The following is an 11,645-nucleotide window of genomic DNA, read 5'->3' on the forward strand; positions in this document are numbered from 1 at the left end:
CAAATTCGTCAGGGTTATTTGACGGCGTGGCAGGTCGTCACCACCGGCAGGCACAGGTGATGGCGAACCCGCAGCGTCGCCAGCGCGAGGATCACCATCAGGCCAGTTTCCACCGCGAGGAAGAGGGTGATCGCCTGGGTGTAATCTCCGTGATGATTTTGCAGACCGTGCAGCAAAATCGCGCCAAAGATGGCCGGACCGAGTCCAAGCGCCGCCTGCTGCAGCGTGCTCAAAATGGCGCTCGCCGCCCCGGCGTCATCAGGCTGAATATCGCGCATGCCAATACGATAAAAACTGTTCACGATCAGCGCCTGACCGTAGCCGACCAGCCCGGTCGCGGGTGCCAGCGTCAGCGCGGTATTGTGCATTCCCCAGAGGCGGAAGGTGACAATCAGCGCCAGCAGGCCCGCTATCTGGATCGCCAGACCGGTGAGCAGAATGGTACTGGTGCTGTAGCGGGCAATCAGACGCGGGGCAAACCACGCTGAAATAAAGTAGGTGACACCCAGGGCGATAAAACTGTTGCCAGACTGCCACGGCGCCATCCCCAGACCAGTTTGCATGGTTAACGCCATGCAGAACATAAAGCCGGACCAGACGCTAAAAAAGAGCAACGCAATCAGCACGCCAAAACGGATACTACGCAACTGCAGCAGGCGCGGCGGGATCAGCGGATGCGCATCGTCCCGCTCTTTTTTGCGGGCGTTGAAGGCCATTAACCCGGCAAGCGGAATAATGGCGATAAGCGCGACCTTGAGCGGCCAGGACCAGTGCCACTGCGGGCCAAGCGCCATCGGGAACAGCAGGCAGCAGAGGATGATCGCCAGCAGGACGGTGCCCGTCCAGTCAATGCTTGATGGCGTGTCGCGGCGGGTTTCCGGCACGTAGCGGCGGCTCATGGCCAGCACCACCAGACAAATCGGCACGTTGATAAAGAAGGCGTTACGCCAGCCGAGGCCGGCAATGTCCGCCGATACCAGCCAGCCTCCGCCCATCTGGCCGACGATAAACGCGATGCCGCCGATGCCGCCAAAGAGGCTGATGGCCTTCGCGTGGGCCGTGCCTTTCAGCGTTACGTGCAGGGTGGCGAGAATTTGCGGCATGATCAGCGCCGCGCCAGCCCCCTGAAGAATACGGGCGCCCAGCAGTTGTTCAATGTTGCCTGCCATTCCGCACAGCAGTGAGGCCAGGCCAAAGCTCGCCACGCCCCACATGAAAAGACGTCGGCGGCCAAGGTTATCCCCCAGCTTGCTGCCGAGGGCAAGGCAGACGGCAAAGGCCACACCGTAAAGGGCCACAATTAATTCCAGCTCGGTGGCCGTAGCGTGCAGCGAATGGGTGATAGCATCCAGCGCCACGTTGGTGATTGAGGTATCAATCAGCGGCAGCATCTGGCCGGTTAACAGCAATATCAGGCCTGCACGGCCCGGTGAAACGACTGACGTATTCATGGTAACTCCATTGCGTCATTCAACAGATGGTCGTAGCATCAACGATCTGATAAACGGGTACCAGTTCTTGCTTATACTGGTACTGGCACTACCATGCAGGGGGATTTATGGCGCTGATGTCTGAACCCGTCGTCTCGCTCAAGGATGACACCCGAAAACAACTTGGTGCGTTTTTACGCGCCCGACGCGAAAGCCTCGATCCGCAGCGGCTCGGCCTGCCGCGCAGCGGTCGACGCCGCACGCCCGGGCTGCGCCGTGAAGAGGTGGCCCTGCTGGCGGACGTCGGGGTGACCTGGTACACCTGGCTTGAGCAGGGCAGGGACGTCAATCCGTCCAGCGCGGTGATGGCCGCCGTGGCAAAAGCGCTGCAATGTACCCCGACCGAAGCGCGCCATCTTTTTGTGCTGGCCGGGCTACCGCCGGGTGAAGCACCGCAGGCCACCTGCTGTGAAGGGATCAGCGAAGGCACGCGCCGCCTGCTTGATACGTTAATGCCGAAACCGGCCAGCATTCAGAAACCCAATTTCGACATCGTGGCGTGGAACGACAGCTTTGGTCATCTGATGGGGGTCGATTTCAATGCGATCCCCCCGGAAGACCGCAACTGTATTTATCTGTTCCTCACCCACCCGGCATGGCGCGCCCGTCTCGGCAGACGTGACGATGTGCTGCCCGTTTTTGTCTCCTATTTCCGGGCGGCGATGGCCGAGCACCGGGGTGACCCGCTGTGGGAAGCCAAACTGGCGCGCTTCTTTGCGGTGTCTGAGGAGTTTAAAAATCTGTGGCATCAGCGCAATGACGTGCGCGGTGTGGAAAACCAGCTCAAGTTGTTTACCCATCCGGAGCTTGGGGAATTTACCCTGCAGCAGATGTACTGGTACTCTGCTCCACGAAACGGTTCCCGGTTGCTGGTGTATCTGCCAGTAGATGAAGCCGGGGAGAGAGCAATGGAATGGCTGACGGAGCAGGCAAAATGAAGGTTACCGGCAAACAGGAGCGGCTGCTACGCCGCGCACTCAACGAGTGGCAACAGGAAGGCACATTAACCGCTGATGACCATCAGCGGCTGGCCGGTACGCTTCAACGCGTGACCATGGACTGGCAGCGGCTGAGCCGCTATGCCTTCTGGACGGCACTCGCCTGCGTCATTATCGCCATCGGCAGCCTGTTTTCGGACAGCGAAATGATGGCGCGCATTATCGAATTCTTCGCTTTTTCCTCCCTTGCCCGCATCGGGCTGCCGGCACTGATGGCCGTGCTGTTTTATTTGTGGGGCTTCAGCCGCCAGCGGCGGGAGACGCAGTGGCATTACAGTACCGAAGCGATTTTGTTCCTCGGAGTCTTGTTTACCGCCATCGCGCTCTGGCAGCTGGGTGAACGGCTGGATAACGGCAGCGGCCACATCGCGCCCCTGTTCCTGGCCGGCTGTGCCGTCTATGGCCTGGTAGGCTTTTTCGGCCGCTCCGGGCTGGTCTGGCTGTTCTTCTTGCTCTCGCTTGGCAACTGGTTTGGCGCGGAGACGGGCTATATGTCCGGCTGGGGCGCTTACTGGCTGGGGATGAACTATCCGGTGCGCTTTATCTTTTTCGGCGGCGCGCTGCTGGCCCTGTGCTGGATCCTGCGCGCTCTGCTGCAGTCCTGTCATCTCTACACCACCAGTAAAGCGATGGGGCTGACGTATCTCTTTGTCGCCCTGTGGATCATGTCGATATTTGGTAATTACGATATCGATAACTGGTACAGCGTGACCCAGGCCTCGTTGCTGCCGTGGGCGCTGCTGTTTGCGGTGGCGGCGGTTCTCTGTATTTACATCAGTCTGAAAACCGACGACGGCATGCTGCGCGGGTTTGGCCTGACGTTCCTCGCCATTAACCTCTATACCCGCTACTTCGAATACTTCTGGGATGGGATGAACAAGGTGGTGTTCTTCCTGATTCTGGCGGCGTCGCTGGCGGTGATAGGGCGGTATGCGGAGCGGATCTGGCATGCCGGGAGTGCGGAGAAGTAAGTTTTGCGCGTGTTGATCGGGAAGACGCAGAAAACGCCGTCTGCGTGAGATGCTGACTCAATGGCGAAACCAGGCAGATGACGCGTGATTGAAAACGGGCCGCAGTTGCGGCCCGTTTGTCTTAGCACTCGGTCACAATCGTGCTCAGCGGCAGGCGAGATTTTGGCAGCGTGGCGTTGAAATCTTCCACGCTGTGGTGTCCAACCGGGACCACCACCAGGCTGGTGAAGCCTTTCTCTTTCAGGCCAAACTCTGCGTCGAGGATGGCTGCGTCAAAACCTTCAATGGGTACGGCATCCAGGCCCAGCGCGGCCACGCCTAACAGGAAGTTACCGACGTTAAGGTAAACCTGTTTCGCCATCCACTGGTCGTCATCTTTCAGATCCACGCGGTGCATGTCGGCGAAATAGCAACGACCTTTGTGATTCGCCGCTTTTGCTTCTGGGGTATTGAAGCGACCGTCGGCCTCTTCCTGATCCACGACGCGCTCAAGCCACGCATCGTCCATGGCGGTTTTCGCGCAGAACACCACCACATGAGAGGCGTCCATCATTTTGCGTTCGTTGAACACGTAAGTGCCTGCCGCAGATTTGGCCACGCGCGCTTTACCTTCCTCAGTGCTGGCAATAATAAAATGCCATGGCTGGGAGTTCGTGCTGGACGGGCTGTACTGCAGCAGGGTTTTGATCTTCTCCGCTTCTTCAGCGGTCAGTTTCTTGCTTGGGTCAAACGCCTTGGTGGAGTGGCGTTTCAGGGCAACGGAAATGATATCCATAACAACTCCTGGTGATAAAGTTCGCCCGCGTGCGGGCGCGAAAAGGAGTGCAGATTACCGTGCGAAGCGGGAAAAGATAAGTGCATTTTGAGCGCTTAATCTGTTCGTCTCAGACGAACAATCAGCGCGGCCTGATCCATTTCTGGTCTTTTTTCGGCAGTTTATCGACGACCAGATTCCAGGAATCGTTGATGAGATCGGCCACCAGTTCCGGCGTAACATCGTCGGTGCCGTAGAGTGAAATCCAGTGCTTTTTATTGAGATGATACCCCGGCTCAACGCCGCGGTAGATCTGCTGGTTTAACAGGGATTTTTCCGGATCGGATTTCAGGCTGACATGCGGTCGCCCGTGAGCAACCGCAACAATCATGAAAATCTTGCCACCCACTTTAAACACATCAAATTCCGGCCCGAACGGCCAGCAGTGTTCGGTGAACGGCAGTTCCAGCGCCACGCGTTTGGCGTGTTCCTGCAGCGATTTACTGTCCATCAATATCCTCGGAGGCGAGTCCACGCCACATGGCTTCAAAGCCCAGCGCTTTAAAATCGACGGCGCGGGACGGATCGCGGGTGGCAAATTCCATGGTGGTTTCGGCAAGCGATAAGAACATGGCATCACCAAAGGTACGAAACTCATCGGACATAAATACCGGACGCACTGCACGACGGCACAGTTCATGCAGTTCCGGGAACATCTCCTGCACGGCCTGCTCCGTTTCGGCGCTGATCTTCTCGCTGACCCCAAGCTGGCGAATGGCGGCGTGAGCGACAGGATTACGGATGCCCCAGTCCACGTAGCTGTTCCAGATATTGCGGGTATGTTCTTTGGGAAGGGTGAGCGTGCGATCAAGCTCCGCCAGCATCGTCTGGCAGAGATCCTGCTTCAGGTGCAGATAGAGGGCATTCAGCAGATCGTCTTTGGTAGCAAAGTAGCGGAACAGTGTGCCTTCAGCGACGCCCGCATTCCGGGCAATTAAGGCCGTTGAGGCGGCAATACCTGACTGTGCAAATGCAGCGGTTGCTGCGTCCAGTAAGGCCTGTTTTTTATCTTCACTCTTCGGACGTGCCACTAAATTGTTCCTCCTGTCAATTGTAAAAACCTTGATTGAAACACGTGCTTTGACAGGCTGCAACGCGCAATGTCAAAGATCGAAAACGTCTTGACGACTTTATCATCATATCTATAATGAGTGCTTACTCACTCATAATCAAGTTCAACCCGCGTAAACCATCGGATGGGGCGCGTTTTCGGGTCAGGATATGAAAAAGCCTCTATTCATCTGCGTGGTGTTCGTCATGATTATTGCTTCAGCTGCGAGTTTACCTTTTGTCCTGAATCCTGGATTTGGCCAGCCACCGCAGGGTGCGCAGCTTACCGAAGTGGAGGCCTCCCCGCAGTATCGCGACGGGAAATTCCACAATACGTTGCCGACACCGGGCTTCACCGGCGAGCAAAATATGCTGGTGGCGTGGTGGCAATTTCTGACCCGCAAAACCGAAAATGCCCGTCCCGCGCAGCCGCTGCCGCTGGTGAAAACCGATCTCGCCAGTCTGCCGCTGGAGCAGGACACGCTGGTCTGGCTCGGTCACTCGTCGTGGTATATGCAGCTGGCGGGTAAACGTATTCTGATTGACCCGGTACTCAGCAACTATGCCGCGCCGTTCTCGTTCCTCAATAAAGCTTTTGCGGGCGAGTATCCCTGGCATGCGCAGAACATGCCGGAGATCGATCTGCTGATCATCTCCCACGATCACTACGATCATCTGGATTACGCCACCATCAGGGCGTTACTGCCGAAGGTGAAACGTGTGGTTACTCCGCTGGGCGTTGGATCTCATCTGCGCTACTGGGGCATGAAGCCGGAAATTATCGACGAGCGCGACTGGAACCAGTCGGTGCGCATCAGTGATGACTTAACGGTGCACGTCCTGCCGGCACGTCACTTCTCCGGACGCGGGATTAAACGCGATCAAACCCTGTGGGGGAGCTTTATGTTCGTCACGCCGGCGCAGAAGGTTTATTACAGCGGAGACTCCGGTTACGGCCCGCATTTCAGGGCCATCGGTGAGCAGTTTGGCGAGGTGGATTTAGCCATTATGGAAAACGGCCAGTACGATCGGGACTGGAAGTACATTCACATGATGCCGGCGGAAACGGCGCAGGCGTCGGCTGACCTTAACGCGAAAGCTGTCGTGCCCGGTCATAACGGACGCTTTGTGCTGGCGAAACACACCTGGAACGATCCGCTGATCCAGCTGGCGCAGGCCAGCAAAGATAAAAATTATCGGCTACTGACGCCGGAGCTGGGTGAACCTGTTCACGTGAGTGATACCACGCAAACCTTTCGTGAGTGGTGGGAATAATGTTTAAGCGAGAAGCAGAGGGGGAGAGCAGTATGACCATTTCCGCTCAAGTCATCGACACCATCGTCGAGTGGATCGACGACAACCTGCACCAGCCATTACGTATCGAAGAGATCGCCCGCCACGCGGGTTACTCGAAATGGCATCTGCAGCGTTTGTTTATGCAGTACAAGGGCGAAAGTCTCGGGCGTTACATTCGCGAACGCAAGCTGCTGCTGGCAGCGCGTGACCTGCGTGAATCGGACGAGCGCGTCTACGATATCTGTTTGCGCTACGGCTTTGATTCGCAGCAGACGTTTACGCGTATCTTTACCCGTACCTTCAACCAGCCGCCTGGCGCGTACCGCAAAGAGAACCACAGCCGGACACACTGAACGTGTCGTTATGCAGAAATCCGACCGGGTAAGGCGCAGCCGCACCCGGTTTTTTTACTTACGATGCCAGTGAAAACCAGCGACGCCAGACGAAACGCAGGATGAAGAATTCGAGGGCGCCAAGCAGTAAAAACCACACGCAGAACAAAATGGTGTACAGCTGGTTAAGATCGACCATGTGGAAGATCGTCATCAGCTTTTTCGCCAGCACCAGCCCAAGCGACGGCGCAGGTAACAGCAGGCAGGAGAGCAGGGCCATCAACAAAATGCCCCCCGCTGTGAGCAGCGATTCTAACGGGTGTTTCATCTTAATGTTAATCGTCAGTTAAAAATGTCATTGTCCGGCATCGCGGAACGTAAAGCAATATAAACCCGGCAGACGTTTTTTGTTAAATCAAATGCACTTTTCTGCGAATAAATAACAGAAAGAGAATAATCTCTCAGAAGCGATTAAATTATTATCGCGTTATGTAAATAAATGTCCTTGTCATGCAAATAATTTTACAAACATATAAGTGCTATATCCAATTAACGTGGCAATAACAATGGCTGCGACAATGTATAACGCCAGGCGGCGTGCGCGATAAATACCAAACATGGTTCCTCCTCGTTTAGCGTTGGTTTAGAAATATTTTGTAAAAATCATCGTATTCGAATAATAGTTATTAGTTTTGAATATCCCGGCAGTAATTATATTGCGGTAGATCAATTTTACCCGCAAGCCTTAAAAATGAATTTATTAAAGCCAGAAAGGAATTCAGGCTTCCGTCCACCGTATATTGAAGGAAAAATACGATGACCAAAAAAAATCTCTCTCAGAACATGCCACCTGCTGGTGGGCAGGCGTATCAGCAGACCGTTGAGCAAGTGCTTGCTAACAAGCAGAGCCAGGCAAGCGGCCTCGACCGTGCTGAAGCGCAGGCACGTCTGCATCAGTATGGCCCTAACGCGTTGCCGGAGAAAAAAGGCAAGCCCGCCTGGCTACGTTTTCTCGCCCATTTTAATGATGTACTGATTTACGTTCTGCTTGCCGCGGCGGTATTAACCGCAGTTATGGGCCACTGGGTCGATACGCTGGTTATCCTCGGTGTGGCGGTAATCAACGCGTTAATTGGCCATATTCAGGAAAGCAATGCGGAAAAATCCCTGAAGAGTATTCGTAATATGCTCTCCAGCGAAGCGCGCGTCATTCGCAATGGTAATCATGAAACGCTACCGACAACTGAAATAGTCCCGGGCGATATTATTGTATTACGCGCGGGGGATCGTATTCCGGCGGATATGCGTTTAATCGAAGCGCATAATTTACGCGTGGAAGAGGCTATTCTGACCGGCGAATCTACCGTGGTGGATAAACACATTAATCCGCTGACCGGTGAATTACCGCTGGGCGACCGCACTAACCTGGTCTTTTCCGGTACGACCGTGAGTGCAGGGGGCGGCATTGGCGTGGTCATTGCCACCGGGCAAGAGACTGAACTTGGCCACATTAACCAGATGATGGCGGGTATTGAAAAGCATCGTACGCCGCTGCTGGTGCAGATGGACAAGCTGGGGAAAGCGATCTTCGCCATTATTCTGGCGATGATGGCGGCACTGTTTGTCTTCAGCCTGGTGTTCCGCGAAATCCCCATGGGCGAGCTGCTGCTCTCTCTGATTAGCCTGGCGGTCGCGTCCGTGCCGGAAGGTCTGCCAGCCATTATTTCTATCATCCTTTCTCTTGGCGTGCAGGCGATGGCACGCAAGCGGGCGATTATCCGCAAGTTGCCAACGGTTGAAACCCTGGGGGCGATGACCGTGGTCTGCTCGGATAAAACCGGCACCCTGACCATGAACGAGATGACGGTGAAAGCCATCATTACTGCCGACAGTTGCTACCGCGTGGACGGTAACAGCTACGAGCCGGTGGGGAACATTTACCTGGAAGGCAGCGACGAGCCGATGCAGATCCAGCCGGGCACCGTGCTGGAGCAGTACCTGCGCACTGTCGATCTCTGTAATGACAGCCAACTGATTCAGGACGAACGCGGTCTGTGGGGCATCACCGGTGGGCCGACCGAAGGGGCGCTGAAGGTGCTGGCGGCGAAGGCGCATCTTGAGCCGGTGATGACCACCCTGATTAACAAGATCCCGTTCGATTCGCAGTACAAGTACATGAGCACCCACTATCAGATTGGTCACGAGGAGCACATCCTGATTACCGGCGCGCCGGACGTGATTTTCGCGCTGTGTAAACAGCAGCAGGCCCGTAACGGCGCTGAAGCGTTCGACCGCGCTTACTGGGAAACCGAGATGGAGCGCTATGCACGTCAGGGGCTGCGTATGGTTGCCGCGGCGTTCAAACCGGCGAACGGTGAGCAGGCGCTGACGCATGACGATCTGAATCACGGGCTGATCTTCCTCGGTATTGCCGCAATGATGGATCCACCGCGTCCTGAAGCGATTGATGCGATTCATGCCTGCCAGCAGGCCGGGATCCGCGTGAAGATGATCACCGGGGATCACCCGCAGACGGCAATGAGCATCGGCCAGATGCTCGGGATCACCAACAGCGAGCAGGCGGTGACGGGCTACCAGCTGGAGAAAATGGACGACGCTGAGCTTGCAGACGCCGCGGTGAAATATGACATTTTCGCCCGTACCAGCCCGGAGCATAAGCTGCGCCTGGTGAAAGCCCTGCAGGACAAGGGTGAGATCGTGGGCATGACCGGCGACGGTGTGAATGACGCTCCGGCGTTGCGCCAGGCGGACGTGGGCATCGCAATGGGCATTAAAGGCACCGAAGTGACCAAAGAGGCGGCGGATATGGTCCTGACCGACGATAACTTCGCCACCATCGCCAGCGCGGTAAAAGAGGGGCGTCGCGTTTACGACAACCTGAAGAAAACCATTCTGTTCATTATGCCGACCAACCTGGCGCAGGGGTTGCTGATTGTTATTGCGCTGCTGGCAGGGAATATTATCCCGCTGACGCCGGTACTGATTTTGTGGATGAACATGGCAACCTCCGCCACGCTCTCCTTTGGCCTGGCCTTTGAAGCCGCTGAGCGCAACATCATGAAGCGTCCGCCGCGTCAGACCGGACAGCACGTGATGGATGCGTACGCCGTATGGCGCGTGGCCTTCGTCGGGACCATGATTGCCATCGCCGCCTTTGCGCTGGAAGCCTGGCTGGCACCGCGCGGCCACAGCGCGGAGTTTATCCGCACCGTGCTGCTACAGATGCTGGTCTGCGCCCAGTGGGTATACATGATTAACTGCCGCAACACTGAAGGGTTCTCCCTGAACCGTGGCCTGCTGGCGAACAAAGGGATTTGGCTGGTCACAGGCGTGTTGTTCCTGCTCCAGGCGGCAATCATCTACCTGCCGTTTATGCAGATGCTTTTCGGCACGGAAGCGCTGCCTCTGCGCTACTGGTTCGTCACGCTGGCGGTAGCCGCGGTGATGTTCTTCGTTGTTGAAATCGAGAAGCGACTGACCCGCAGGTTCCGTAAGGCTGCATAACCTTTTGCCCTCACCTTAACCCTCTCCCGCCGGGAGAGGGGATGCTGACCTCCCTTTCATTGGGCAGAGGGCCGGGGTGAGGGAAACACATCAGAGGTACATCCCCATGAAATTCCCGCTCCTGTTCGTCCTCCTCGCCCTCTTTCAACCCGCGTTTGCTGCTGCCATTCCGGTTCGCGTGGCGGTTGTGGAGCAAACGACCCACGCAGCTGAACGGCACGTGCCTGGCCGCATTGAAGCCATTCATACCGTCGAGATAAAAGCGCGCACGGAAGGCGTGATTACCCAGGTTCATTTTCGCGACGGACAATACGTGAAAAAAGGTGACGTGCTGTTTGAGCTGGACGATGCCGAGCCACGCGCCGCCGTGCGTCTGGCACAGGCGGAGGTAAAGAGCGCGGAAGCCACGCTGCGTCAGGCGCAGCAGCAGCTTTCACGCTTTGAAAGCCTGGGCAACAGCAATGCCATCAGCCGTCACGACGTGGATAACGCGCGCATGCAGCGCGATGTCGCCAGCGCTGCGCTGGAGCAGGCGAAAGCTCGCCTCGAAACCCGTAACGTGACGCTGGCGTACACGCGCATCACATCGCCGATTGATGGCCGCGTGGGGCACAGCCAGTTCCATGCCGGCAGCCTGGTGAACCCGTCAAGCGGCGTGCTGGTGGATGTCGTGCAGCTTGATCCGATCCGTATCGCCTTTGCGCTGGAAGAGGGGGCGTTTGCCACCAAAGCCGGACAACATGCGGATATCAGCGCCCTGAAGCGCGCCTGGCAGGCGCGGATTGACAGCAATGGTCAGCGCCTGAGCGGTGAACTGACCTCCGTGGACAATCGTATCGACCCGCGTACCGCCAGCGTGATGCTGCGCGCCGAATTCGCCAACCCGCGCCATCAGCTGCTGCCGGGCGGCAATGTGAATGTCTACCTGCGTCCGGCAAGCGCGCAGCCGGTGCTGACAGTGCCCGCTGCGGCGGTACAGCAAAACGGCGAGGGATTCTTTGCCTGGGTGGTAAACGCAGAAGGCAAAGCCGAAAAACGCCCGCTGAAGATTGCCGGACAGATTGGCCAGCAGTTTGAGATTTCATCCGGCTTACATCCCGGTGAGCGAGCGATCACCGACGGTGCCCAGCGCGTACAGCCTGGCGCAGCCGTCCAGATACTGAATTAAG

Annotated in this window: 11 protein-coding genes; 6 read left to right on the plus strand and 5 right to left on the minus strand. The window is 56.7% G+C overall.

Features of this window, described 5'->3' with window-relative positions; all coding sequences use genetic code 11:
- Positions 1–14: 14 nt before the first annotated feature.
- The gene (locus AB6731_RS09690; RefSeq protein WP_020885138.1) at positions 15–1,451 is read right to left on the minus strand and encodes an MFS transporter; all 1,437 of its coding nucleotides are present in this window, start codon (positions 1,449–1,451) and stop codon (positions 15–17) included.
- 107 nt (positions 1,452–1,558) lie between these two features.
- Between AB6731_RS09690 and AB6731_RS09695 the strand changes: the two genes are divergently transcribed.
- Together AB6731_RS09695 and AB6731_RS09700 are read left to right on the plus strand one after the other, a co-directional pair.
- Positions 1,559–2,428 carry a helix-turn-helix transcriptional regulator gene (locus tag AB6731_RS09695; protein ID WP_014168966.1) on the plus strand — a complete coding sequence of 290 codons (870 nt, stop codon included), beginning with the start codon at positions 1,559–1,561 and terminating at the stop codon, positions 2,426–2,428.
- Complete coding sequence (locus AB6731_RS09700) at positions 2,425–3,459, plus strand: DUF2157 domain-containing protein (RefSeq protein WP_371006412.1); 1,035 nt, start codon at positions 2,425–2,427, stop codon at positions 3,457–3,459. The genes AB6731_RS09695 and AB6731_RS09700 overlap by 4 nt, the downstream gene beginning before the upstream one ends.
- A 121-nt stretch (positions 3,460–3,580) precedes the next feature.
- Here AB6731_RS09700 and nfsB read toward each other — a convergent pair whose 3' ends face one another.
- The 3 genes from nfsB to AB6731_RS09715 all read right to left on the minus strand — a co-directional run bounded on the left by nfsB (position 3,581) and on the right by AB6731_RS09715 (position 5,304).
- On the minus strand, positions 3,581–4,234 hold the full coding sequence (gene nfsB, locus AB6731_RS09705; RefSeq protein WP_020885136.1) for an oxygen-insensitive NAD(P)H nitroreductase: 654 nt from the start codon (positions 4,232–4,234) through the stop codon (positions 3,581–3,583).
- 121 nt (positions 4,235–4,355) lie between these two features.
- Entirely contained in the window at positions 4,356–4,724 is a 369-nt protein-coding gene (locus AB6731_RS09710; RefSeq protein ID WP_020885135.1) for an MmcQ/YjbR family DNA-binding protein, read from the minus strand.
- Positions 4,714–5,304 (minus strand): TetR/AcrR family transcriptional regulator, encoded by a 591-nt coding sequence (locus tag AB6731_RS09715; RefSeq protein WP_020885134.1) that lies wholly within the window; start codon positions 5,302–5,304, stop codon positions 4,714–4,716. The genes AB6731_RS09710 and AB6731_RS09715 overlap by 11 nt, the downstream gene beginning before the upstream one ends.
- 190 nt (positions 5,305–5,494) lie before the next feature.
- Here AB6731_RS09715 and AB6731_RS09720 point away from each other — a divergent pair, with 190 nt between their 5' ends.
- Together AB6731_RS09720 and AB6731_RS09725 are read left to right on the plus strand one after the other, a co-directional pair.
- Complete coding sequence (locus tag AB6731_RS09720; protein ID WP_020885133.1) at positions 5,495–6,598, plus strand: MBL fold metallo-hydrolase; 1,104 nt, start codon at positions 5,495–5,497, stop codon at positions 6,596–6,598.
- 32 nt (positions 6,599–6,630) lie between these two features.
- Entirely contained in the window at positions 6,631–6,972 is a 342-nt protein-coding gene (locus AB6731_RS09725; RefSeq protein ID WP_020885132.1) for a RamA family antibiotic efflux transcriptional regulator, read from the plus strand.
- A gap of 58 nt (positions 6,973–7,030) precedes the next feature.
- On the opposite strand, the gene AB6731_RS09730 is transcribed toward AB6731_RS09725, so the two are convergent.
- On the minus strand, positions 7,031–7,279 hold the full coding sequence (locus AB6731_RS09730) for a DUF1158 domain-containing protein (protein WP_025204775.1): 249 nt from the start codon (positions 7,277–7,279) through the stop codon (positions 7,031–7,033).
- Between the two features lie 488 nt (positions 7,280–7,767).
- Between AB6731_RS09730 and AB6731_RS09735 the strand changes: the two genes are divergently transcribed.
- Together AB6731_RS09735 and AB6731_RS09740 are read left to right on the plus strand one after the other, a co-directional pair.
- On the plus strand, positions 7,768–10,476 hold the full coding sequence (locus AB6731_RS09735) for a cation-transporting P-type ATPase (RefSeq protein WP_047744073.1): 2,709 nt from the start codon (positions 7,768–7,770) through the stop codon (positions 10,474–10,476).
- A 106-nt stretch (positions 10,477–10,582) separates the two neighbouring features.
- Positions 10,583–11,644: an efflux RND transporter periplasmic adaptor subunit gene (locus AB6731_RS09740; RefSeq protein ID WP_044858095.1), complete on the plus strand. Its 1,062-nt coding sequence runs from the start codon at positions 10,583–10,585 to the stop codon at positions 11,642–11,644.
- The last annotated feature ends 1 nt before the right edge of the window (position 11,645 follow it).

The organism is Enterobacter sp. RCC_40 (assembly GCF_041360735.1).
Taxonomy (GTDB): Bacteria; Pseudomonadota; Gammaproteobacteria; order Enterobacterales; family Enterobacteriaceae; genus Enterobacter; species Enterobacter ludwigii.